Source organism: Pseudomonas sp. BNK-15, from assembly GCF_047456105.1.
Taxonomy (GTDB): Bacteria; Pseudomonadota; Gammaproteobacteria; order Pseudomonadales; family Pseudomonadaceae; genus Aquipseudomonas; species Aquipseudomonas putida_E.
This window is the reverse complement of sequence record NZ_CP179898.1, coordinates 4,834,402-4,858,799: the sequence shown is the minus strand read 5'-3', so window position 1 is coordinate 4,858,799 and position 24,398 is coordinate 4,834,402. Positions and strand designations below refer to the sequence as shown.

At 63.9% G+C, this 24,398-nt stretch carries 21 protein-coding genes; 15 read left to right on the top strand and 6 right to left on the bottom strand.

Features of this window, described 5'->3' with window-relative positions; translation table 11 throughout:
• Positions 1–19 precede the first annotated feature (19 nt).
• From ACMGF5_RS22275 to ACMGF5_RS22255, 5 genes are all read right to left on the bottom strand, one after another.
• Complete coding sequence (locus tag ACMGF5_RS22275; RefSeq protein WP_046786151.1) at positions 20–1,036, bottom strand: ABC transporter permease; 1,017 nt, start codon at positions 1,034–1,036, stop codon at positions 20–22.
• Complete coding sequence (locus ACMGF5_RS22270; protein WP_039602125.1) at positions 1,036–2,094, bottom strand: microcin C ABC transporter permease YejB; 1,059 nt, start codon at positions 2,092–2,094, stop codon at positions 1,036–1,038. The genes ACMGF5_RS22275 and ACMGF5_RS22270 overlap by 1 nt, the downstream gene beginning before the upstream one ends.
• Positions 2,091–4,016, bottom strand: a complete 1,926-nt coding sequence (locus ACMGF5_RS22265) for an extracellular solute-binding protein (RefSeq protein WP_414157225.1) — start codon at positions 4,014–4,016, stop codon at positions 2,091–2,093. The genes ACMGF5_RS22270 and ACMGF5_RS22265 overlap by 4 nt, the downstream gene beginning before the upstream one ends.
• A 13-nt stretch (positions 4,017–4,029) precedes the next feature.
• On the bottom strand, positions 4,030–4,311 hold the full coding sequence (locus ACMGF5_RS22260; protein ID WP_039602126.1) for a peptidylprolyl isomerase: 282 nt from the start codon (positions 4,309–4,311) through the stop codon (positions 4,030–4,032).
• Positions 4,312–4,390: 79 nt separating this feature from the next.
• A complete protein-coding gene (locus ACMGF5_RS22255) occupies positions 4,391–5,452 on the bottom strand; it encodes a 3-deoxy-7-phosphoheptulonate synthase (protein ID WP_046786152.1) in 1,062 nt (353 codons plus the stop codon).
• Positions 5,453–6,103: 651 nt separating this feature from the next.
• Between ACMGF5_RS22255 and benA the strand changes: the two genes are divergently transcribed.
• From benA to ACMGF5_RS22190, 13 genes are all read left to right on the top strand, one after another.
• Positions 6,104–7,462, top strand: coding sequence for a benzoate 1,2-dioxygenase large subunit (gene benA / locus ACMGF5_RS22250; RefSeq protein WP_046786153.1), 1,359 nt, complete (start codon positions 6,104–6,106; stop codon positions 7,460–7,462).
• Positions 7,459–7,944 carry a benzoate 1,2-dioxygenase small subunit gene (gene benB, locus ACMGF5_RS22245; RefSeq protein WP_174141167.1) on the top strand — a complete coding sequence of 162 codons (486 nt, stop codon included), beginning with the start codon at positions 7,459–7,461 and terminating at the stop codon, positions 7,942–7,944. The genes benA and benB overlap by 4 nt, the downstream gene beginning before the upstream one ends.
• Positions 7,945–8,014: 70 nt before the next feature.
• Positions 8,015–9,028 (top strand): benzoate 1,2-dioxygenase electron transfer component BenC, encoded by a 1,014-nt coding sequence (gene benC, locus ACMGF5_RS22240; protein ID WP_046786154.1) that lies wholly within the window; start codon positions 8,015–8,017, stop codon positions 9,026–9,028.
• A gap of 168 nt (positions 9,029–9,196) precedes the next feature.
• The gene (locus tag ACMGF5_RS22235; RefSeq protein ID WP_414157224.1) at positions 9,197–9,958 is read left to right on the top strand and encodes a 1,6-dihydroxycyclohexa-2,4-diene-1-carboxylate dehydrogenase; all 762 of its coding nucleotides are present in this window, start codon (positions 9,197–9,199) and stop codon (positions 9,956–9,958) included.
• Positions 9,959–10,012: 54 nt separating this feature from the next.
• Entirely contained in the window at positions 10,013–11,335 is a 1,323-nt protein-coding gene (locus tag ACMGF5_RS22230) for an MFS transporter (protein WP_204918009.1), read from the top strand.
• A gap of 29 nt (positions 11,336–11,364) precedes the next feature.
• On the top strand, positions 11,365–12,486 hold the full coding sequence (locus ACMGF5_RS22225; RefSeq protein ID WP_414157223.1) for a muconate cycloisomerase family protein: 1,122 nt from the start codon (positions 11,365–11,367) through the stop codon (positions 12,484–12,486).
• An 18-nt stretch (positions 12,487–12,504) separates the two neighbouring features.
• Positions 12,505–12,795, top strand: coding sequence for a muconolactone Delta-isomerase (catC, locus tag ACMGF5_RS22220; RefSeq protein WP_046786158.1), 291 nt, complete (start codon positions 12,505–12,507; stop codon positions 12,793–12,795).
• 39 nt (positions 12,796–12,834) lie between these two features.
• Positions 12,835–13,749, top strand: a complete 915-nt coding sequence (gene catA, locus ACMGF5_RS22215) for a catechol 1,2-dioxygenase (protein ID WP_046786159.1) — start codon at positions 12,835–12,837, stop codon at positions 13,747–13,749.
• 127 nt (positions 13,750–13,876) lie between these two features.
• A complete protein-coding gene (locus ACMGF5_RS22210) occupies positions 13,877–15,076 on the top strand; it encodes a benzoate/H(+) symporter BenE family transporter (protein WP_281869969.1) in 1,200 nt (399 codons plus the stop codon).
• Positions 15,077–15,129: 53 nt separating this feature from the next.
• The gene (locus tag ACMGF5_RS22205; RefSeq protein ID WP_115274753.1) at positions 15,130–16,380 is read left to right on the top strand and encodes an OprD family porin; all 1,251 of its coding nucleotides are present in this window, start codon (positions 15,130–15,132) and stop codon (positions 16,378–16,380) included.
• A 95-nt stretch (positions 16,381–16,475) separates the two neighbouring features.
• Complete coding sequence (locus ACMGF5_RS22200; RefSeq protein ID WP_414156679.1) at positions 16,476–17,561, top strand: metal-dependent hydrolase; 1,086 nt, start codon at positions 16,476–16,478, stop codon at positions 17,559–17,561.
• 3 nt (positions 17,562–17,564) lie between these two features.
• The gene (locus ACMGF5_RS22195) at positions 17,565–18,266 is read left to right on the top strand and encodes a TraX family protein (RefSeq protein WP_119687058.1); all 702 of its coding nucleotides are present in this window, start codon (positions 17,565–17,567) and stop codon (positions 18,264–18,266) included.
• Positions 18,267–18,333: 67 nt separating this feature from the next.
• Complete coding sequence (locus ACMGF5_RS22190) at positions 18,334–19,245, top strand: LysR family transcriptional regulator (RefSeq protein WP_115274755.1); 912 nt, start codon at positions 18,334–18,336, stop codon at positions 19,243–19,245.
• 84 nt (positions 19,246–19,329) lie between these two features.
• Here ACMGF5_RS22190 and ACMGF5_RS22185 read toward each other — a convergent pair whose 3' ends face one another.
• Entirely contained in the window at positions 19,330–20,427 is a 1,098-nt protein-coding gene (locus ACMGF5_RS22185) for an alkene reductase (RefSeq protein WP_414157222.1), read from the bottom strand.
• 337 nt (positions 20,428–20,764) lie between these two features.
• Here ACMGF5_RS22185 and ACMGF5_RS22180 point away from each other — a divergent pair, with 337 nt between their 5' ends.
• Positions 20,765–22,945: a PQQ-dependent dehydrogenase, methanol/ethanol family gene (locus tag ACMGF5_RS22180; protein ID WP_251962717.1), complete on the top strand. Its 2,181-nt coding sequence runs from the start codon at positions 20,765–20,767 to the stop codon at positions 22,943–22,945.
• Between the two features lie 7 nt (positions 22,946–22,952).
• Positions 22,953–24,386, top strand: a complete 1,434-nt coding sequence (gene aldA, locus ACMGF5_RS22175; protein ID WP_174141175.1) for an aldehyde dehydrogenase — start codon at positions 22,953–22,955, stop codon at positions 24,384–24,386.
• The last annotated feature ends 12 nt before the right edge of the window (positions 24,387–24,398 follow it).

Here is a 24,398-nt window from a genome sequence, read left to right as displayed (position 1 = left end):
CTGTGATGGCAGTACCAGCCTAAACTCTCGGGTCGAAGGCCTCGCGCAAGGCATCCCCGATAAACACCAGCAATGACAGCACCACCGCCAGCGCAAAGAACGCTGTGAAGCCCAGCCAAGGGGCCTCCAGGTGCTGCTTGCCCTGGGTGACCAGCTCACCCAGCGAAGCACTCCCGGCCGGCATGCCAAAGCCCAGAAAGTCCAGCGCGGTCAGTGTAGTGATGGCCCCGGTGAGCATGAACGGCACGTAGGTCAACGTGGCGTTCATCGCATTGGGCAGGATGTGCCGCAGCATCACCTGGCTGTCAGGCAGGCCCAGCGCGCGGGCGGCCTTCACGTACTCCAGGTTGCGCCCACGCAGGAACTCGGCCCGCACCACATCCACCAGGGTCAACCACGAGAACAGCGCCATGATCCCCAGCAGCCACCAGAAGTCCGGCTCGACGAAACCGCTGAGGATGATCAGCAGGTACAGCACCGGCAACCCCGACCACACCTCCAGCACGCGTTGCCCGAGCAGGTCCACCCAACCACCGTGGTAGCCCTGCAAGGCCCCGGCGATCACGCCGATCAGCACGCTGACCACCGTCAGGGCAAAGGCGAACAGCAGCGATACCCGGGTGCCGTACAACACCCGCGCGAGCACGTCGCGGCCCTGGTCGTCGGTACCCAGCCAGTTGCTGCTGCTCGGTGGGCTTGGGGTGGGTACTTGCAGGTCGTAGTTGGGTGTGTCGGCACTGAACGGAATCGGTGCGAACAGCATCCAGCCGCCCTGGCCCTCGATCAGCTGGCGGACATACGCGCTACGGTAGTCCGGCTGGAACGGCAGTTGGCCACCGAACTGCTGCTCGCTGTAGCGTTTGAGCGCAGGCATGTACAGCTCGCCCTTGTAGCCAAGCAGCAAGGGTTTGTCGTTGGCGACGAGCTCTGCACCAAGGCTGAGCAGCAGCAGGCCTGCGAACAGCCACAACGACACCCAGCCACGGCGGTTGCGGCGAAAGCGTTGCAGGCGGCGACGCGAAACCGGCGAGAGCATCAGTGCGCCCTCGCGTCAAAGTCGATGCGCGGATCGAGCAAGGTATACGACAAGTCGCCGATCAGGCGTATCAGCAGGCCGGCCAGGGTGAAGATGAACAGTGTGCCAAACACTACCGGGTAGTCACGCGACACCGCTGCCTCGTAGCTCATGCGCCCGAGGCCATCGAGTGAAAAAATCACCTCGATCAGCAGGGATCCTGCGAAGAACACCGTGATCAGCGCCTGCGGCAAGCCTGCCAGTACCACCAGCATGGCATTGCGCAGCACGTGGCCATACAGGACGCGACGCTCGCTCAGGCCCTTGGCGCGGGCCGTGACCACGTACTGACGGGAAATTTCATCGAGGAAGGCGTTCTTGGTCAGCAATGTCAGCGTGGCGAAGCCGCCGACCACCAGTGCCCCCACCGGCAGCACCAGATGCCAGAAGTAGTCGGCGACCTTGCCCAGCAGGCTGAGCTGGTCGAAGTTCTCCGAGACCAGGCCGCGTACCGGGAACCAGTTCAGCGAGGTGCCACCGGCGAACAGCACGATCAGCAGCAAGGCGAACAGGAAGGAGGGCAGGGCGTAACCGATCACGATCAGCGCACTGCTCCAGGCATCGAAACGGCTGCCGTGGCGCACCGCCTTGCGGATGCCCAGCGGGATCGACACCAGGTAGGTGATCAACGTGGCCCAGAACCCCAGTGAAAGGGTCACCGGCAGCTTGTCCAGAATCAGGTCGGTGACCTTGGCGCCGCGGAAGAAGCTCTGGCCGAAATCCAGCCGTGCATACTGGCCGAGCATCAGCCACAGGCGCTCAGGGGCCGACTTGTCGAAGCCGTACTGGCGCTTGATCTCCTCGATCAGTTTCGGGTCCAGGCCCCGGGTGGCGCGGGATTCGCCATGAACCACGTCGGCCCGGGCGCCCGGTGCCCCGCCGCCGATGCCCTGCAGCCTGGCCACCGCCTGCTCCACCGGGCCACCGGGGGCCGCCTGGACGATGGCGAAGTTGACCAGCAGGATCGCCAGCAGCGTGGGGATGATCAGCAGCAGGCGGCGCAGGATATAGGACGTCATGGCGCAGCCTTCTGGCGCTCGGCCATCTGCGCGCTGGTCAGGGCGTTCGGGCTGATTTCCCACCAGCTGTCCAGCCCTTCGTCATAAGCAGGCTGGACCTTGGGCAGGCCGAAGCGGTTCCACCACACGGTCGAACTGCCTGGCGGGTAGTAGTTGGGGATCCAGTAGTAGTTCCACTGCAGCACACGGTCCAGCGCATGGGCGTGGCGCAGCATGTCAGCCTGGGTGTCGGCGCGCACCAGCCCGTCGATCAGGCTGTCCACCGCAGGGTCCTTGAGCACCATCAGGTTGTTCGAGCCTGGGTCGTTGGCTGCTGCAGACCCGAAGTAATTGTAGAGTTCGGCACCCGGTGAGAGGGTGGCCGGGTAGCCGGTGACGAGCATGTCGTAGTCGCGGGCCATCAGACGATTGACGTACTGGGCCGAGTCGACATTGCGGATGTTCAGGGTAACGCCGATCTGTGCCAGGTTACGTTTCCACGGCAGCAGCAAACGCTCAAGGCCGGCCTGGCCGTTGAGGAAGGTAAATGTCAGCGGCTGGCCCTCGGCGTTGACCAGGTGATCACCCTTAGGGTGCCAACCCGCCTGCTGCAGCAGGGCCAGGGCCTGCAGTTGCTGCGTGCGGATAATCCCCGAACCGTCGGTTGTGGGGGCTGTGAACACCTGGCTGAAGACTTCGCCCGGTACCTTGCCGCGCAGCGGCTCAAGCAGTTTCAGTTCATCGGCATCCGGCAATTCGCGCGCCGCCAGCGGGGTGTTGGAAAAAATACTCTGCTGGCGGATGTACAGGTTGCGCATCATCTGGCGGTTGCTCCACTCGAAGTCCCATAGCATGGCCAGCGCCTGGCGCACGCGGCGGTCCTTGAACTGCGGCCGGTCGAGGTTGAACACGAACCCCTGGGCGGTCTGTGGCTTGGCCGGGCCCAGGTGGGCGCGTTGCAGGCGGCCGTCATCCAGTTGTGCACCGTTGTAACCGAGGGTGAAGGCTGTGGCCGAGAACTCACGGTTGTAGTCGTAGCCACCGCCCTTGAGTACCTGGCGCGCCACCTCGGTATCACCAAAGTACTCGACGCGAATGCGTTCGAAGTTGAAACGGCCGCGGCTGACGGGCAAGTCCTTGGCCCACCAGTGCCGGTCACGCTCGAAGGTGACGCTGCGGCCATTGTCGATCCGCCCGATGCGGTAGGGGCCGCTGCCGACCGGTGTGTCGAAGCCGGCGCCGTTGGCGAAGTCGCGGCTGTTCCAGTCGTGTTCGGGCAGGACCGGCAAACTGGCAAGGTCCAGGGGCAGGGTGCGGCCGTGGGGTTGCTTGAAATCGAAACGCACGCGGTGCGGGCCTTCGACAGTGACACCCGCCACATCGGCGAACTGGGTCCGGTATTTGAGGCTGCCCTCGCTCATCAGCTTGTCGTAACTGAAGCGCACATCCTCGGCACGCACGGGTTTGCCATCGGCAAAGGTGGCCCTGGGGTCGATGTTAAAACGTAGCCAGGCGTCTTGCGGGCCGCGTTCCATGCGCCGGGCGATCAGGCCATAGACGGTGTAGGGCTCATCGAATGAACGCACGGCCAGAGGGGCGTACAGCCAGCCATCGACCTGGCTGACGCCGATACCTTTGTCGATGTACGGCAGGATGTGGTCGAACTGACCGATTTCGGTGGCCGAGCGGCGCAGGATGCCGCCCTTGGGGGCATCGGGGTTGACGTAGTCGAAGTGGCGGAACGTTTGGGCGTAGCGCGGGGCTTCACCGTAAACGGTGAGGGCGTGGGTCGGTTCGGCGAGGGCGGTAAAACCCATGCAGGCCAGCACGATCCCCAGAAACATCTGTGGGAGCGGGCTTGCCCGCGAAGAGGCCCGGCCAGGCAACGGCGTTGCCTGCACGGGCGCATTCGCGGGCAAAGCCGCTCCCACAGAGGTGGTCATGGTCAGCGTGGACTTAGTCCTGGCGGCTGGTCACTTCCAGCAGGTGGTAGCCGAACTGGGTCTTGACCGGGCCCTGCACGGTGTTGATCGGGGCGCTGAACACAACGGTATCGAATTCCTTGACCATCTGGCCTGGGCCGAACGAGCCCAGGTCACCGCCCTGGCGGCTGGACGGGCAGGTGGAGTTGGCTTTGGCGATTTCAGCGAAGTCGGCACCGGCTTCGATCTGGGCTTTGAGTTCGTTGCACTTGTCTTCGCTGCTGACGAGGATGTGGCGGGCAGTGGCGCGTGCCATGGGTACTACTCCTTGGGTGAAAAGGGCAAGCCTAGCGCACTTGCTTGGGAAATGTCTCGCAAGGCTTGCTGTACGCTTCCTACATACGCGCTGCGGCCTCACGCAGCAGGGTTTGTGTCGCTTCCCAGCCCAGGCAGCCATCGGTGATCGACACGCCGTACTTCAGCGGGCCCTTGCCCAAGGCCTGGCAACCGTCGAACAGGTGGCCTTCAAGCATCACCCCGACAATCGATGTGTCGCCGGCCAGGCGCTGAGCCAGCACGTCCTCGAACACTGCGGGCTGCCGTGCCGGGTCCTTGCCGCTGTTGGCATGGCTGCAATCGACCATGATCCGCGCCTGCAGGCCCGCCTTGGCCAGCCCTTGGCGGGCTTGGGCAATGCTGGTGCTGTCGTGGTTCGGGCCCTTGTGGCCGCCGCGCAGCACCAGGTGGGTATCCGGGTTGCCCAAGGTCTCGATGATCGCCGGGTAGCCTTGCGCATCCATACCGAAATGGCGGTGCGCGGCGGCAGCGCTGCGCATCGCGTCGCACGCGATGGCGACACCGCCATCGGTACCGTTCTTGAACCCGACCGGTAACTCCAGGCCGCTGACCATCTCACGGTGAACCTGCGATTCGGTGGTACGCGCGCCAATCGCCGCCCAGCCCAGCAGGTCATCGAAGTAACCGGCGACCATCGGCTGCAGCAGCTCTGTGGCGATCGGCAGGCCGCGTTCGATCATGTTCAGCATCAAGCCACGGGACAGGGCGATGCCGCCATGCATGTCGTCGCTGCCATCGAGGTGCGGATCGTATGCCAGGCCTTTCCAGCCCACCGTGGTGCGCGGTTTCTCCACGTAGGCGCGCATCACCAACAGCAACTTGTCGTCGACTTCGCGGCTCAGGGCCGCCAGGCGGTCGGCATATTCAAGGGCCGAGCGTGGGTCGTGGATCGAGCAGGGGCCGACGACCACCAGCAGGCGCGGATCGCGGCCTTCGAGGATGGCGCGAATGGCCTGGCGCTGGGCCTGGACTTGCTGGGCGTGTTCGATTGAAAGCGGCATCTGCTGCTTGAGCAGGTGCGGGCTGGGCAGGCGACGGCTGACAGTGGTGTTGGCAGCGTTTGGCTGGGTCAGGGGCAGAGCGAGGTTCGAGGCTTGCATGGCGTAGGTTCCCTGGGCGGACGGCGGGTTCTGACCCGCGCAGTCGGCCCCTATCGAGGTGTTCGACTGATCGTTGAATTCAGATTGGCTGCAGCATTGCCACCGTGGACGGACCGGTCGGAGGCGGCAGGCTGGCCCGAGCGGGATTGGCTAAATCGCCAGGCGTAGGTGCTTGCGTAGTAATAGGTGGCGTAGTTCATGAAAGTGTCCTCAGTGTGAATCGGGAATGTTCAAAGGCCTGAAAAGCAAAACCCCCGGTCGGGGAGCCGACCGGGGGTTTGAGTATTCTCATGTTCGGCGGCCCCTCGAAGGTGGGCGCCGTGTAGGTATCAGCGGCGCCTAGTGGCTAAACCAATACCCAAAATAAAAGCAGGCAGCAGCCTTGCAGCCGGCAACGGCCAGCACAGGGCGCAGGTTGCGACCGGTGTGGTTGGCGTGGTTGCGGGTGTGTTTCGGCATGTTGCTCTCCAGTTGATGAGCCCGAGCTTACTTCAGGTGGCAGGCACCGTTCAATGAATAATTTGCCATGCCCCTGATCAATTTCTTTTGCCTTGCAGAAAACGGATAGCGCTTTGCACCCAGCGGATATTGCCGCCCGCCGGCACGCCCTAACCTGAGCCGGTCTGAACAATAACAATGGAGACCCTGGCCATGTCCCTGGGATTCGACTACCTCAATGCCATGCTCGAGGACGACCGTGAAAAGGGCATCTACCGCTGCAAGCGCGAGATGTTCACCGACCCACGCCTGTTCGACCTGGAGATGAAACACATCTTCGAGGGCAACTGGATCTACCTGGCCCACGAAAGCCAGATCCCCGAGAAAAACGACTTCCTCACCCTGACCATGGGGCGCCAGCCGATCTTCATCGCGCGCAACAAGGACGGTGAGCTCAATGCCTTCCTCAATGCCTGCAGCCACCGCGGCGCCATGCTCTGCCGGCACAAGCGCGGAAACCGCGCGAGCTATACCTGCCCGTTCCATGGCTGGACCTTCAACAACAGCGGCAAGCTGCTCAAGGTCAAAGATCCGGGCAACGCCGGCTACCCCGACAGTTTCAACTGCGACGGCTCCCATGACCTGACCAAGGTTGCCCGGTTCGAATCCTACCGCGGCTTCCTGTTCGGCAGCCTCAACGCCGATGTCAAGCCGCTGGCCGAACACCTGGGCGAATCGGCCAAGATCATCGACATGATCGTTGACCAGTCCCCCGAGGGCCTGGAGGTACTGCGCGGGGCCAGTTCGTACATCTACGAAGGCAACTGGAAGCTGACCGCCGAGAACGGCGCCGACGGCTACCATGTCAGCTCCGTGCACTGGAACTACGCCGCCACCCAGAACCAGCGCAAGCAGCGCGAGGCGGGTGAAGAGATCAAGACCATGAGCGCTGGTGCATGGGCCAAGCAGGGGGGTGGGTTCTACTCCTTCGACCACGGCCACCTGCTGCTCTGGACCCGCTGGGCCAACCCCGAAGACCGCCCGGCCTTCGAACGCCGCGAACAACTCGCCGCAGACTTCGGCCAGGCTCGTGCCGACTGGATGATCGAGAACTCGCGCAACCTGTGCCTGTACCCCAACGTCTACCTGATGGACCAGTTCAGCTCGCAGATCCGCATCGCTCGGCCGATATCGGTGAACAAGACCGAGATCACCATCTACTGCATCGCGCCCAAGGGCGAGAGCGCCGAGGCCCGTGCCAGGCGCATTCGTCAGTACGAAGACTTCTTCAACGTCAGTGGCATGGCCACCCCCGACGATCTCGAGGAGTTTCGCTCCTGCCAGACCGGTTACGGCGGTGGTACCGGCTGGAACGACATGTCACGCGGCGCGGCGCACTGGGTCGAGGGGGCCGACGAAGCCGCTCGCGAAATCGAGCTCAGCCCGCTGCTGTCTGGCGTGCGCACTGAGGACGAGGGCCTATTCGTGCTGCAGCACAAGTACTGGCAGGACACCATGCTCAAGGCTCTGGAAGACGAGCAGCAACTGATCCCCGTGGAGGCCGTGCAATGAGTCTTCATGAGACCGTGCGCGACTTCCTGTACCGCGAAGCGCGCTACCTGGACGATGCACAGTGGGACCAGTGGCTGGAAATGTATGCCAGCGATGCAAGCTTCTGGATGCCCGCGTGGGATGACGACGACTGCCTCACCACCGACCCGCAAAGCGAGATCTCGCTGATCTGGTACGGCAACCGTGGCGGCCTCGAGGACCGGGTGTTCCGCATAAAGACCGAGCGTTCCAGTGCGACCGTGCCCGACACCCGCACCTCGCACAACATCAGCAACATCGAGATCGTCGAGCAGGGTGAGGGCTACTGCCAGGTGCGCTTCAACTGGCACACGCTGAGTTTTCGCTACAAGACCACCGACAGCTACTTCGGTACGAGCTTCTACACCCTGGACCTGCGCGGCGAACAGCCGCTTATCAAGGCCAAGAAGGTGGTGCTGAAGAACGACTACGTGCGCCAGGTCATCGACATCTACCACATCTGAACCGAGGTTACGCGAACGGCCCGGTGTGCCCCATGGCGCGCCGTGGCCAGGTTCGCCCGCGAGGTGCAACATGAGCTTCCAGATCGCGCTTAATTTCGAAGACGGGGTAACCCGCTTCATCGAGGCCAGCGGCCATGAAACCGTCGCCGACGCCGCCTACCGCCAGGGCATCAATATCCCGCTGGACTGCCGCGATGGCGCCTGCGGTACCTGCAAGTGCAAGGCCGAATCCGGCCGTTATGACCTGGGCGACAACTTCATCGAAGACGCCCTCAGTGCAGACGAAATCGCCGAAGGCTATGTACTGACCTGCCAGATGCGCGCCGAAAGCGACTGCGTGGTACGCATCCCGGCGTCTTCGCAACTGTGCAAGACCGAACAAGCGAGCTTCCAGGCCGCCATCAGTGACGTGCGCCAGTTGTCGGCCAGTACCATCGCCCTGTCGATCAAGGGTGAATCGCTGAACAGGCTGGCTTTCCTGCCGGGGCAGTACGTCAACCTCACGGTGCCCGGCAGCGACCAGAGCCGCGCCTACTCCTTCAGTTCGTTGCAGAAGGACGGTGAAGTCAGCTTCCTGATTCGCAACGTGCCGGGCGGGCTGATGAGCAGCTTCCTCACCAGCCTGGCCAAGGCCGGCGACAACATGAGCCTGGCCGGGCCCTTGGGCAGCTTCTACCTGCGCCCGATCCAGCGCCCTTTGCTGCTGCTGGCTGGTGGCACGGGCCTGGCCCCGTTCACGGCGATGCTGGAGAAGGTCGCCGAACAGGGTAGCGAGCACCCCCTGCACCTGATCTATGGGGTGACCAACGACTTCGACCTGGTCGAGCTGGACCGTTTGCACGCCCTGGCTGCGCGCATCCCCAACTTCACCTTCAGCGCCTGTGTGGCCAACCCCGAAAGCCATTACCCGCAAAAGGGTTACGTCACCCAGCACATCGAGCCGCGCCACCTCAATGATGGCGATGTCGACGTGTACCTGTGCGGCCCGCCACCGATGGTCGAGGCGGTCAGCCAGTACATCCGCGAGCAGGGCATCACCCCGGCCAACTTCTACTACGAGAAGTTCGCGGCAGCGGCGGCCTGAGTTTCCTTGGGGCCGCCCCATCGTGCGGGTGAAGGTGGCCTCCTTTTCTTCCAAAGCCGGCAGTTGGGCCTGAGAGCACCGCTGTACCTGTGGAAGCCGGCTTGCCGGCGATGGGTCCAGTGCAGGCCAGGCAAGGTTGTGCCTGATAACAGGATAAGGAAGTAGCAGATGAACAACCGATTCCATAACAAAGTAGCCCTGGTCACCGGCGCCGCCCAAGGCATCGGCCGTGGTGTGTGCTGGCGGCTCAAGGCCGAAGGCGCGCAGGTGGTGGCCGTGGACCGCTCCGAACTGGTCCACGAACTGGCCGGGGAGGGCGTGCTGACGCTGATCGCCGACCTTGAGCAATACACCGACTGTGCCCGCGTCATGGCCTCGGCGGTAGAAACGTTCGGTCGCATCGACATTCTGGTCAACAACGTTGGCGGCACCATCTGGGCCAAGCCGTTCGAACACTATGAAGTGGCGCAGATCGAGGCCGAAGTTCGCCGCTCGCTGTTTCCCACCCTGTGGTGCTGCCACGCGGCGCTCCCGTTCATGCTCGAACGCGGCACCGGCGCCATCGTCAACGTCTCCTCGATTGCCACCCGCGGCGTCAACCGCGTGCCCTACGGCGCGGCCAAAGGCGGGGTCAATGCACTGACCGCGTGCCTTGCCTTCGAAACCGCCGGCCGCGGCATCCGGGTCAACGCTACCGCCCCCGGCGGCACCGAGGCGCCGCCACGGCGCGTGCCACGCAATGAGGCCGAGCAGAGCGAACAAGACAAACGCTGGTATCAGCAGATCGTCGACCAGACCTTGGACAGCAGCCTGATGCACCGCTACGGCAGCATTGACGAACAGGTTGGCGCGATCCTTTTCCTGGCCAGTGACGAGGCTTCCTACATCACCGGCGTGACCCTGCCGGTGGGGGGCGGCGACCTCGGCTGAGCAGCACCCCAAAGGCAGTTTTCCTCCACAAAAAAAACAACAGAGACAGATGCCATGCGAACCCTTGACGTTCACCCGATCATCGACAACGCCCGTTTCACCGCCTTCCACTGGATGGTCATGGCCTGGTGTGGCCTGCTACTGGTCTTCGATGGATATGACCTGTTCATCTACGGCGTGGTGCTGCCGGTCATCATGAAAGAATGGGGCCTGACCCCTTTGCAGGCCGGTGCCCTGGGCAGCTATGCGCTGTTCGGCATGATGTTCGGTGCCCTGGCTTTCGGCAGCCTGGCCGACCGGATCGGGCGCAAGAAAGGGATTGCCATCTGTTTCGCCCTGTTCTCGGGGGCGACCATCCTCAACGGCTTTGCCAGCAGCCCCAGCGAGTTCGGCATCTATCGCTTCATCGCCGGCCTTGGCTGCGGCGGTTTGATGCCCAATGCCGTGGCGCTGATGAACGAATACGCGCCCAAGCGCCTGCGCAGCACGCTGGTGGCAATCATGTTCAGCGGTTATTCGCTGGGCGGCATGCTTTCGGCGGGCGTGGGTATCTTCATGCTGCCACGCTTCGGTTGGGAGTCGATGTTCTTCGCCGCCGCAGTGCCGCTGCTGCTGTTGCCGGTGATCCTGTATTACCTGCCCGAGTCGATCGGCTTTCTGGTGCGCCAGGGCCGTACCGACGAGGCGCGCACGTTGCTCAAGCGCCTGGACCCGCACTGCGATGTGCAGGCTGACGACCAATTGCAGGCGACTGACCGCAAAGGTAACGGCGGTTCAGTGCTGGACCTGTTCCGCAATGGCCTGGCCACCCGCACCCTGGCCCTGTGGCTGGCGTTCTTCTGCTGCCTGTTGATGGTCTACGCGCTCAGCTCGTGGCTGCCGAAACTGATGGCCAACGCCGGCTACAGCCTGGGCTCGAGCCTGTCCTTCCTGCTGGCACTGAACTTCGGCGGCATGGCCGGGGCAATTCTGGGTGGCTGGCTGGGCGACCGCTACAACCTGGTGAAAGTGAAAGTCGCGTTCTTCCTGGCAGCTGCCGTGTCGATCAGCCTGCTCGGGGTCAACAGCCCGATGCCGGTGCTGTACCTGCTGATCTTCATCGCCGGCGCCACCACCATCGGCACGCAGATCCTGCTGTACGCCGGTGCTGCGCAGCTTTACGGCCTTGCGGTGCGCTCCACCGGCCTGGGCTGGGCCTCGGGCATCGGCCGCAATGGCGCCATCGTCGGGCCGCTGCTAGGCGGTGCGCTGATGGGGATCAACCTGCCGCTGCAACTCAATTTCATCGCCTTCGCCATTCCCGGTGCAATCGCCGCGCTGGCCATGGCCGTGCACCTGGCCAGCAGCCGGCGTCACGCCCTGGCCGCGACGGCCTGACCTTACTACTGACTGAACGGGAGCTTTTCATGACAAGCCCAACCATTGAACGGCTGGAGGCGATCATCGTCGACCTGCCCACCATCCGCCCGCACAAGCTGGCCATGCACACCATGCAGCAGCAAACCCTGGTAGTCCTGCGCCTGCGTTGCAGCGACGGTGTGGAAGGTATCGGCGAGGCCACCACCATCGGCGGCCTGGCTTACGGCTACGAAAGCCCCGAGGGCATCAAGGCCAATATCGACGCGCATCTGGCGCCGGCGCTGGCGGGCATGGCTGCCGACAACATCAATGCCGCCATGCTCAAGCTCGACAAGCTGGCCAAGGGCAACACCTTCGCCAAATCCGGTATCGAGAGCGCCTTGCTCGATGCCCAGGGCAAACGCCTGGGGCTGCCGGTCAGTGAGCTGCTGGGCGGGCGCGTGCGCGACAGCCTTGAGGTGGCCTGGACCCTGGCCAGCGGGGACACGGCATGTGACATCGCCGAGGCCGAGCACATGCTGGAGGTTCGCCGCCACCGGGTGTTCAAGCTGAAGATCGGCGCCAACCCCCTGGCACAGGACCTGAAACATGTGGTGGCGATCAAGCGTGAGCTGGGCGAGCGCGCCAGTGTGCGGGTCGACGTCAATCAGTACTGGGACGAATCCCAGGCCATTCGCGCCTGCCAGGTGCTGGGTGACAACGGTATCGACCTCATCGAACAGCCGATCTCACGCATCAACCGCAGCGGCCAGGTGCGCCTGAACCAGCGCAGCCCTGCGCCGATCATGGCCGACGAGTCCATCGAAAGCGTGGAGGACGCGTTCAGCCTGGCTGCGGACGGTGCCGCCAGCATCTTCGCCCTGAAAATCGCCAAGAACGGCGGCCCGCGTGCCGTGCTGCGCACCGCACAGATTGCCGAAGCGGCCGGCATCGCCCTGTACGGCGGCACCATGCTCGAAGGCTCTATCGGCACCCTGGCTTCGGCACACGCCTTCCTCACGGTACGCCAGTTGACCTGGGGTACCGAGCTGTTCGGGCCGCTGCTGCTGACCGAAGAGATCGTCAACGAGCCGCCGCAGTACCACGACTTCCAGCTGCACGTGCCACGTACCCCAGGCCTGGGCCTGACACTCGACGAACACCGCCTGGCGCGCTTCGCCCGCCGCTGACATCAAAGGAGAAACCCCATGCTGTTCCACGTGAAGATGACCGTGAAGCTGCCGGTCGACATGGACCCGGCCAAGGCCAGGCAACTGAAGGCCGACGAGAAGGAACTTGCCCAGCGCCTGCAGCGCGAGGGCACCTGGCGTCACCTGTGGCGCATCGCCGGGCACTACGCCAACTACAGCGTGTTCGACGTGCCCAGCGTCGAGGCGCTGCACGACACGCTGATGTTGCTGCCGCTGTTTCCGTACATGGATATCGAGGTCGACGGCCTGTGCCGTCACCCGTCATCGATCCACGCCGACGACCGCTGAAACACGCCTTTCGCACAAGAACAAGACGAGATAACCATCATGACCGTGAAAATTTCCCACACTGCCGACGCCCAGAAGTTTTTCGAGGAAGCAGCAGGTTTTGGTAACGACAACGGCAGCCCACGCCTTAAACGCATCGTTCAGCGTGTGCTGCAGGACACCGCCCGCCTCATCGAAGACCTGGAAATCAGCGAAGACGAGTTCTGGCTGGCTGTGGACTACCTCAACCGCCTCGGCGGCCGTGGCGAGGCCGGGCTGCTGGTAGCGGGGCTGGGCATCGAGCACTTCCTCGACCTGCTGCAGGATGCCAAGGATGCCGAGGCAGGCCTGAGCGGTGGCACCCCGCGCACCATCGAAGGCCCGCTGTACGTTGCCGGCGCGCCCATCGCCCAAGGCGAGGTGCGTATGGATGACGGCAGCGAGGAGGGCGTGGCCACGGTCATGTTCCTCGAAGGCCAGGTGCTCGACCCCCACGGCCAGCCGCTGGCCGGTGCCACCGTTGACCTGTGGCATGCCAACACCCGTGGTACGTACTCGTTCTTCGACTCGAGCCAGTCCGAGTACAACCTGCGCCGACGCATCGTCACCGACGCCGAAGGCCGCTACCGCGCGCGCTCCATCGTGCCCTCGGGCTATGGCTGCGACCCGCAGGGGCCGACCCAGGAATGCCTGGACCTGCTGGGCCGCCATGGCCAGCGCCCGGCGCATGTGCACTTCTTCATCTCGGCGCCGGGGCACCGGCACCTGACCACACAGATCAACCTGTCTGGCGACAAGTACCTGTGGGATGACTTTGCCTATGCCACGCGCGATGGGCTGGTCGGTGAGGTGGTGTTCCGTGAGGGGGCCGACGGGCGCTATGCCGAACTCAAGTTCGACTTCCAGTTGCAGAAGGCGCTGCAAGGCGCGGATGAGCAGCGCAGCGGGCGGCCTCGGGCCTTGCAGGAAGGCTAAGTCTGGATCGCGGGCACGCCGGCGCCTGCAGGAACAGCGCAGGCACTGAACTCAGCGGTGTCTGGGGAGCGGCTTGCCGGCGATCAAGCGCAAAGCCCTTGCAACCCACTACTGCAGCGAGAGGCCCATGAAAAACCTGATCAAGGACTGCTCCCTTTCCGCCATCGTCGCAGGGTGCCTTGCGACGATGATTTCCTACGCCGGCCCGCTGGTGATCATCTTTCACGCCGCCGAAGCCGCCGGCTTGGCCCCGGGCCTGCTGTCTTCCTGGGTTTGGTCCATCTCCATGGGCAGCGCTGTACTCGGCGGTTTGTTGAGCCTGTACTACCGGGTACCCATAGTGATCGCCTGGTCCATCCCGGGCTCGGCACTATTGGTCACGGCCTTGCCCCAACTGGGACTGGAGCAGGCAGTAGGGGCATATCTGGTGGCCAACCTGGTCCTGCTGCTGATCGGCATCAGCGGGGCCTTCGACCGCATCATTGCGCACCTGCCGGGCTCGATCGCCGCCGGCATGCAGGCCGGCATTCTGTTCAGCTTCGGCACCGAGGTGTTCCGGGCATTGCCGGTGCAGCCGGGGCTGGTGCTGGCGATGTTCGTTGCCTATGTGCTGATGCGCAGGCTGCAACCGCGCTACGCCGTGGCCGCGGTGTTGTGTGTGGGTGCCGTTGTCACCTTTGCCAGTGGCGCACTGCGCAGCGAGGCACTGGTGCTGGAACTGGCCTCGGCGCAGTGGATCACCCCGCAGTTCAGCCTTGCGGCGCTGTTCAGCCTGGCACTGCCGATGGTGCTGGTGGCGCTGACCGGGCAATTCATGCCGGGCATGGCGGTGCTGCGCAACGCAGGCTATGCAACGCCCGCCAGCCCGTTGATCAGCGCCAGTGCCATCGGCGGAGCCTTGTTGGCGCCGTTCGGTTGCCATGGCCTGAACCTCGCTGCCGTCACCGCCAGCCTGTGCACGGGCCACGAGGCCCATGACAATCCGCGCCGGCGCTATGTCGCGGCAGTCGCCGGCAGTGCGCTGTACCTGTTGCTGGGCATCGCCGGGGCGACACTGATGTCGCTGTTCGCCGCCTTTCCTGCTGCTTTGATAGCCGCGCTGGCCGGGCTTGCGCTGTATGGCGCGATCAGCGACGCCTTGGCCCGCAGCCTGGCTGAGCCGCAAGAGCGCGACGCCGGCTTGTTCACCTTCCTGGTCACCGCTTCGGGGGTGTCTTTCCTTGGCCTTTCGGCAGCGTTCTGGGGGCTGCTGTTCGGCCTGCTGGCACACGCGCTGCTCAGGCTGCGTCGCCCGCATGCCCAGGAGGCCCTGCGCCGTTCACCTTGAAACTCGTATTACCAACGCTTTACCCATAACAACAAGATCAAGAGAGCTTCGGAATGAACCAAACCCCTTGCGTCGCCATCGGGCTGACCCTGCTCAGCCAACCGTTATCCGCCGCCGAAGGCGGTTTCTTCGAGGATGCCAAAGCCAGCCTCAGCGCCCGCAACTACTACTTCAGCCGTGACTTTTCCGACATCGTCGGCGCCAATCAGCAGTCCAAGGCCCAGGAGTGGGCGCAGGGCTTCATCCTTGACTTCAAGTCCGGCTACACGCCAGGCACCGTAGGCGTAGGGGTCGACGCGCTGGGCGTGCTGGGCATCAAGCTCGACAGCAGCCCTGACCGGGCCAATACAGGGCTGCTGCCCGTGCACGGTGATGGCAGGGCCGCCGACGAATACAGCCGCCTGGCACCTACATTCAAGGCACGGGTATCCAAAACTGAATTGCGCGTCGGTGAACTGCAGCCCAACCTGCCGGTGCTGACTTTCAGCGATATCCGGCTGTTGCCGCCCACTTACCAGGGCGTCAGCCTCAGCACGTCCGAACTGGACGGCCTGACGGTGCAGGCCGGGCACCTCAGTAGCTCGCACCTACGTAACGAAGGCGGCGACGGCAAGATGAACGCGATGCTCGGCCATGTGCCCCAGCGCCAGGTCGAGAGCGATGCGTTCAACTATGCGGGGGGCGATTACGCGTTCAACGGCAACCAGAGCAGTGCCAGCCTCTGGTACGGGCAACTGCAAGACGTTTACGCCCAGGGCTTTGTCGGGTTCAAGCACAGCAAGCCGATAGGGGACTGGGTGCTCAGTGCCAACCTGGGCTATTTCACCGCCCGTGAGCAAGGTGATGCGTTGCTGGGCACCATCGACAACCAGGCCTTCTTTTCGCTGCTCACCGCTAGGCGAGGGGGGCACAGCTTCCACGCGGGGTACCAGGCGATGTACGGCGACAGTCCGTTCCCTCGGGTGTTCGCCAACATTTCGCCGCTGGGCAATGAGGTGCCGACGTATGAGTTTGCCTACACCGATGAGCGCTCCTATCAGCTGCGCTATGACTACAACTTCGCAGCCATGGGCATCCCGGGGCTGACGGCGACGGTGCGCTACCTCACCGGTAACAACGTCGATACCGGCCAAGGGTACGAGGGCAAGGATCGCGAACGTGATATTGATCTGGGTTATGCGGTGCAGAGCGGTGTGCTCAAAGGGTTGGGGATTCGGGTGAGGAATGCCATGGCGCGGTCCAATTACCGTAGCGATATCGATGAAAACCGGTTGATCCTGGTGTACACCTGGCAGCTGTTCTAAGCCCGTACCGGCCACGCGTTGTCACACAGCAGCAATTGCATCACCGGGGTTCGCAGGGTTAGGTTTCCTGTATTGCCCACTCAGGAAACCTTCCCTTGGACTCCATTACCCAAGCCGTACTCGGCGCCGCGCTGCAAGGCACAGTGCTTGGCCGTATCCAGGGCCGCCGCTCGTTGATCTACGGCGCCGCACTGGGCACCGTGCCGGACCTGGACGTGGTCATCCGCTACGCCGACCCGGTGTCGCAAATGACCTACCACCGCGGCTTCTCCCACTCGATCTTCGTGCTGACCGGCCTGGCCCTGTTGCTCGCCTGGCTGGTCAACCGGCTGGGCCGCACGCGCTGGCCTGACAAAGGCTACACCTTGCCCAGGCTGTTCCTGGCGTTCTGGCTGGTACTGGTGACCCACCCGATCCTCGATTCATTCACGGTATACGGCACGCAGCTGTTCTGGCCGTTGCAGTTCACCCCGCAAAGCTGGGCCAGCGTGTTCATCATTGACCCGGTCTACACCGTGCCGCTGCTGGCGGCCGTGCTCTACGCCGCTATCAGGGGCGTGAGCGGCAAGGCGTTGCGCCTGATGAGCCTGGCCCTGGTGTTCAGCACGGCTTACCTGGGGTTCGGCCTGGCCGGCCGCATGGCCGCCGAGCAGCGTTTCCAGGCTGCTCTCGAGCAGCAGGGGATTGTCGCAAACGAGGTGCGCGCGGTACCGATCGCGTTCAACAGCTTGGTCTGGCGCGTGCTGGCCAAGACCCCGGATGGCGATTATTACGAAGGCGTCAGCAGCGTATTCGACCGTGCGCCACCGGAAATGCAGCGACTGCCGCGTAACCTGCAGCTTGCAACTGCATTGGCCGATAACCCCCTGTTGCAGCGGCTGCGCTGGTTTACCGATGACTGGCTGCGCTACGACGAGGTGGGCGGTGCGCTGGTAGTCACGGACCTGCGCATGGGGATCCCGGGCAATTACACCTTCCGCTTCAACATGGGCCATCGCGATGCGAAGGGGCACTGGGTTGCCGACACGCCCACTGCGTGGCGCGGCAGCGGAGCAGGCTCGATGTTCAACCGCCACGACCTGGCGTTGATCTGGCGCCGTATCCTGGATCAGCAACCACCGTTGCCATTGGCCGCCTGGACCACCCAATACCTGCACCAGGCCGACGGCCCCGGGCGCTGAGGCGTGCGCTCAGCGGGGTTGGACCTGGTCAAGTGGATGGCCATCGTAACCATGGTTGCCGACCACGTACGTTTCCTCTGGCCGGCTGCCGAGGGGCTGTTCATTGTCGGTCGCCTGGCCTTCCCATTGTTCTGCCTGGCGATCGCAGTGAATGTCGGGCGCAGCCCACCGGGCCGGTTGTTTACCCGTGCCAACCTGCGCTACCTGGGCTGGATGCTGGCTTTCATGGTGCTGTCTGAAGGGCCCTATCGTTGGCTGGACCCTGCTACCCAGACCTTCAGCGTGATCCCCACTCTGACCTTGGGGCTGCTGGTGGCCTGGGCTGTGCACCACCCCCCGGCGTCAGCGCGGCTAATCGGCCTTGGCGCCGTACTGATTGCAACCGGGTGCAGCGCGCAACTGATGTACGGGTTGCCCGGCGTACTGCTGCCTGCGGCCTGGCTGATGGCTCGCAGCCGAGGGGGAGTGGCCTGGCTGCTGCCGTGCCTGTTGGCTGTGGCGGGCAACCTGACCAACAGCTGGTTGTTCGAGCACCTGCTGGCACCGGTCACTTTGCTGACCATGGCCGCTGCGGCCCTGGCCATACCTGTCGGGTGCATGTTGCTGCGCCACGACCACTGGCCTGTGCCTGCGGTGGGGCGCTGGGGGTATCTGTTCTACCCGTTGCACTTGCTGGTCATCAAGGCACTGCAGTGGATGCTGTAACGAGGCCCTTGCAATACTGCAATACGCACCCATTTAAGCGGGTCTTCAGTATCCGCAGGAACCTGACATGGAACCCAACCGCTTCGGCGACATCACCGCTTTCGTCAGTGCGGCGAAGGCGGGCAGTTTTACCGCTGCAGCGGCGAGCCTGGGGCTCACCCGTTCAGCCGTGGGCAAGAGCATCGCGCGCCTGGAGGCGCGTATGGCGGTACGCCTGCTCAACCGTACCACGCGCAAATTGAGCCTGACCGATGAGGGTTTGGTGGCGTATGAGCGCTGGCGGCAGATTCTCGATGACCTGGACGAGGTGGAAAGCACCATGGCCCAGCGGCGTGGCAAGCCCACCGGCACGCTGCGCCTGACCGCCCCGCTGTCGTTGGGCCAGCGGCATGTGCTGCCGGTCCTCGATGCTTACCTCAAGCAGTGGCCGGAACTGCGCGCTGACATTCGTTTTACCGACCGTTTCGTCGATCTGGTCGAGGAGGGCGTGGACGTGGCCGTACGGATCGGCGCACCCAAGGAAGACTCACAGTTGCTCACTCGCACTGTGGCCTGGCAGCAGTTCGTCACCTGTGCTTCGCCCGATTATTTGCGCCAGCACGGGGTGCCGCAGGTGCCGGCAGACCTTTACGGGCATGACAAGATCGCCTTCCTGACAGGTGAAAAATCCATGCCCTGGCGCTTTCACACGCCAGAGGGCCTGCACCTGTGCGAGGAGCCCGGGCGGCTCAATATCGACAGCTCCGAAGCCATGCTCGATGGCGCACGGGCAGGGTTCGGGCTGATTCACCTGCCCACCTACATCACCGGGGAGGACCTTCGCGCGGGCACGCTGGTGGAGGTGTTGCACGCCTACAGGCCACCGGCGGACCCTATTCGCGTGGTGTACCCGAGCAAACGCCACCTGTCTCCGCGAGTACGGGGGTTCATCGACCTGCTGGTGGCGAGTTGGGAGCAGGGAGTGCCTTGGGAGCAGTGATCGCGAATGTCAGGCCCCTGATGCCGGGTTCATTCCCGGCACACCTACAGCGTCTGGTCCGCAGGCGCGGGGCCCGTCATGCCATCAAGCCTGTTTCAGGAACGGATAATCCGTATACCCCTCAGGCCCGTTTGCATAGTCGAACTGCGCCCGATGCTCATTCAGTGGCGCCTGAACCCGCAGGCGTTCCACCAGGTCCGGGTTGGCGATGAAGCTGCGCCCGAACGCCACGGCATCGATCAACCCACGCCCGATCAGGTCTTCGCCTTTCTCTGCGGTATAGGCACCTGCGCCAATGATTACCCCTGGGTAAGCCGCCCGAATAGCCTCACGGAACGTATCGCGCAGCGGCTTGCCACCAGCCCAGTCCGGCTCGGACAGGTGCAGGTAGGCAAGGTTGCGCTTGGCCAGTTCCTTGATCAGGTACAGCCCTGCTGCCTCTTGATCTTCGCCATTGTCCACGCCATTGAAACCACCCAACGGGAAAATGCGGATACCCACGCGCTCGGCGCTCCAACCGGCAATGGCGGCATCCACCGCTTCGAGCACAATACGGGCGCGGTTCTCGACACTGCCGCCATAACGGTCCTCGCGCTGGTTGGCGCTGGGGGTGAGGAACTGGTGCAACAGATAGCCGTGAGCGGCATGCAATTCGATGAAGTCGAAGTCGGCCTCGCGAGCATTGACCGCTGCCTGGCCGAAATCGGCGACGATGCCGGCGATCTCTTCCTCGCTCAGGGCACGCGGTACGGAGGTCTCAGTGCGCAGCAGGTTGCCTTGCTCGTCACGCAACGTGGTACGGGCATTGGCAGGTAGGGCGCAGGGCGCCACTGGCGCCTGGCCACCAGGCTGCAAGGTCGTGTGCGAAACACGGCCGGTGTGCCAGACCTGCACGGCGCTGTGGCCGCCTGCAGCATGAATGCCTTCGTTTACCAGGCGCCACGCGGCAATCTGCTCGGCGGTATGAATGCCTGGTGAACCCGAGTAGCCCTTGGCCTGGAAGGAGATTTGCGTAGCCTCGGTAATGATCAGGCCCGCACTGGCACGCTGGGCGTAGTACTCGGCCATCATCGGGGTGGGTACATCCCCAGGCTCCAGGCTGCGCAGGCGGGTGAGGGGCGCCATGAACACGCGGTTGGGCAACGTCAGTGGGCCGATCTGCAAGGGTTGGAAGAGTTTCATTGCCGCTCCGAAGGTGAAAGAACCAATGGCGCGCACGATACCGGGATGATTGGGGAATGGGGGGACCGGCACCCCGGCGGCAGGCTCCCCAATGGCTTTGATCACGCAGGTCAACACACTTTTCTGGGCCGAGGGAGCGGCTGGCACACCTGTGTCATGTCTGCAGCAGCTGTTTCATCGTTGCGCCAGTCCGTGCTGCCTGGCGATTGCCGGCAGTGCAGCGTCGAACCGCTCTGGCATGGCGGTTTGGCAAGCTCATTGTGCCAATGGCACAGCCGTTGCTCTGTGTGTTAGCGACGCCTGATGCGGTGTCCATAACAAGAACGGAGAACCGAGCATGAATCGAACAGGCCCGCACCGTCGGCCTCTGCCGCACTTGCTGAGCTGCCTGGCCTTGAGCCTGGCGTGCAGCGCACCTGCCTTCGCCGCCGAAGTCGACGGCCAGCGCATCATCGAGGCCGACAAGGAACCCGGCAACTGGATGAGCCACGGCCGTACCTACGACGAGCAGCGCTACAGCCCGCTCAAGGCGATCAACCAGGGCAACGTCAACCAGCTCGGCCTTGCCTGGAGCTACAAGCTCGACCTTGACCGTGGCGTGGAGGCTACACCGATCGTGGTTGACGGCGTGATGTACACCACCGGGCCGTTTTCGGTGGTGTACGCCCTGGACGCGCGCAATGGCACGCTGCTGTGGAAGTACGATCCGCAGTCTGACCGCCACCGCGCCGGTGAGGCCTGTTGTGACGCGGTCAACCGAGGAGTGGCGGTGTGGCAGGGCAAGGTCTACGTGGGTGTGCTCGATGGCCGCCTGGAGGCGATCGATGCCAAGACCGGCAAGCGCGTGTGGTCGGTGGACACCCGCGATGACGACAAACGCAGCTACACCATCACCGGGGCGCCGCGGGTGGTCAACGGCAAGGTGATCATCGGCAATGGCGGTGCCGAATTCGGTGTGCGCGGCTACGTGACCGCATATGACGCCGAAACCGGCAAACAGGCCTGGCGCTTCTTCACCGTGCCGGGCGACCCCAAGCTGCCGCCCGAGAACAAAGCCATGGAGATCGCCAGCAAGACCTGGCACGGCGACGCGTATGTCGAGTGGGGTGGCGGCGGTACGGCCTGGGATTCGTTCGCCTACGACCCGGAACTCAACCTGTTGTATATCGGCGTGGGCAATGGCTCGATGTGGGACCCGAAATGGCGCAGCCAGGCCAAGGGCGACAACCTGTTCCTTTCCTCGATCGTCGCGGTCAATGCCGACACCGGCGAATACGCCTGGCACTACCAGACCACGCCAGGCGATGCCTGGGACTTCACCGCCACCCAGCACATGATCCTGGCCGAGCTGCCCATTGACGGCAAACCGCGCAAAGTGCTGATGCAGGCGCCGAAAAACGGCTTCTTCTATGTGCTGGACCGTGCCACCGGCGAGCTGCTGTCGGCGAAGAACATCGTGCCGGTCAACTGGGCCAAAGGCATCGACATGAAGACCGGGCGGCCGATCATCGACGATGAGGCGGCGGCCTATTGGAAGGACGGCAAGCGCAAGCTGGTGACCCCGGCTTTCTGGGGCGCCCATGATTGGCACCCAATGTCCTACAACCCCGACACGGGCCTGGTGTACATCCCGGCGCATATCATGTCGGCCTACTACGAGCACATCCCCGAGGCGCCCAAGCGCAACCCGTTCAAGAGCGTCTACCAGTTGGGGCTGCGCACCGGCATGATGCCTGAAGGCGCCGAAGGCCTGCTGGACATGGCCAAGAGCTGGTCGGGCAAGCTGATCGCCTGGGACCCGGTCAAGCAGGCGCCGGCGTGGGAGGTGCCGTACATCACCATCTTCAACGGCGGCACCCTGAGCACTGGCGGCAACCTGGTGTTCGAAGGCAGCGCCGATGGCCGGGTGATCGCCTATGCCGCCGATTCGGGCAAAAAGCTCTGGGAGTCGCCCGCCGCCAGCGGCGTGATGGCTGCCCCGATCACCTATTCGGTGGACGGCGAGCAGTACGTGACGTTCATGGCCGGCTGGGGCGGGGCGTTTTCCACCTTCGCCGGCGCGTTGTCGCTGCGCGCCGGGGTGCAGCCGTTCGCCCAGGTGCTGACCTACAAGATCGGCGGTACCGCCAAGTTGCGTGAGCCGGCGCCACCGGCCGACGCACCGGAGCCGCCCGCGTTGACCGCCGATGCGCAAACGGTCGCTGCCGGGGCCGCCCTGTATGACGGCAACTGCTCGCAATGCCACGGTATCCACGCCGTCAGTGGTGGTGTGCTGCCCGACCTGCGCAAGCTCACTGCCGAAAAGCACCAGATGTTCCTCGGCATCCTCTATGGCGGCAGGGTACCCGATGGCATGCCTTCGTTCGCCGACAACCTCAAACCCGAGCAGGTCGAGCAGGTGCACCAGTACCTGATCAAGCGCGCCCATGACTTGAAGGCCGAAGGCGATGCGTGGCAGCGGTTCAGCGCCAAGCCCGTCGCCCAGCCGCCCCTGGCCGACAACACACCACAGGAGTGACACGAGCATGACAGACACGACCTACCAGAACTTCATCGACAACGCGTTTGTACCCAGCGAGGCGCTAATCGAGGTCTACAACCCGGCCAACGCCCAGTTGCTCGGGCGGGTGCCAGAAACACCGGCCGAACAGGTGGAGCGCGCCATCGCAGCAGCACGCAAGGCGCAAAAGGGCTGGGCGGCGAAGACAGCCATTGAACGGGCAGGCTACTTGCGCCAGATCGCCAGCAAGGTGCGGGCCAATGCCGACCGCCTGGCGCGGATCATTACCCAGGAGGGCGGCAAGGTGCCGGCGCTGGCCCAGGTCGAGGTCAACTTTACCGCTGACTACCTTGACTATATGGCCGAATGGGCGCGCCGCCTGGAGGGCGAGGTACTCAGCAGCGACCGCGCCCACGAACACATCTTCCTGATGCGCAAGCCACTGGGCGTGGTGGCGGGGATTCTGCCGTGGAACTTCCCGTTCTTCCTCATCGCACGCAAGATGGCGCCGGCGCTGCTCACCGGCAATACCATCGTGATCAAGCCCAGTGAGGAAACCCCCATCAATTGCTACGCGTTCGCCCAGTTGGTGGCCGAGACAGACTTGCCCGCAGGCGTGTTCAACGTGGTGGGTGGCAAAGGGGCGAGCGTTGGTCACGGGCTGTCGAGCCATGCTGGTGTCGACCTGGTGAGCTTCACCGGCAGCGTGGCTACCGGCGCGCGGATCATGGCCGCGGCCGCACCGAACATTACCAAGCTCAACCTCGAACTGGGCGGCAAGGCCCCGGCGATCGTGCTGGCTGACGCCGACCTGGACCTTGCGGTGAAAGCCATCGTCGCCTCGCGCGTGATCAACACCGGCCAGGTCTGCAACTGTGCCGAACGGGTGTATGTGGAGCGCAAGGTGGCCGACGCCTTCGTCGACAAGGTAGGCCAGGCCATGGCGGCCATCCGCTATGGCGACCCCTCGCGCCAGGCCGATCTGGACATGGGGCCGCTGATCAACCAGGCCGGCCTCGACAAGGTGGCGCAGATGGTGCGCACGGCCGTAGGGCAGGGCGCCCAGTTGGTGACCGGGGGGCAGGTCGCCGACCTCGGCGCCGGGTTCCATTATCAGCCGACTGTGCTCGCCGGCTGTGCTGCGGACATGGAGATCATGCGCAAGGAGATCTTCGGACCGGTATTGCCGATCCAGGTGGTCGACGATCTGGACGAAGCGATTGCCTTGGCCAATGACAGTGAGTATGGGCTGACCTCATCGCTCTATACCCGTGACCTGAATGCAGCGCTGAAGGCTTGCCGCGAGATCGACTTTGGCGAGACCTACATCAACCGCGAGAACTTCGAAGCCATGCAGGGCTTCCACGCCGGTGCGCGCAAGTCCGGCATCGGCGGGGCGGATGGCAAGCACGGGCTGTATGAGTACACGCGCACCCAGGTGGTGTACATCCAGGGGTAAGTCTTCACCCCA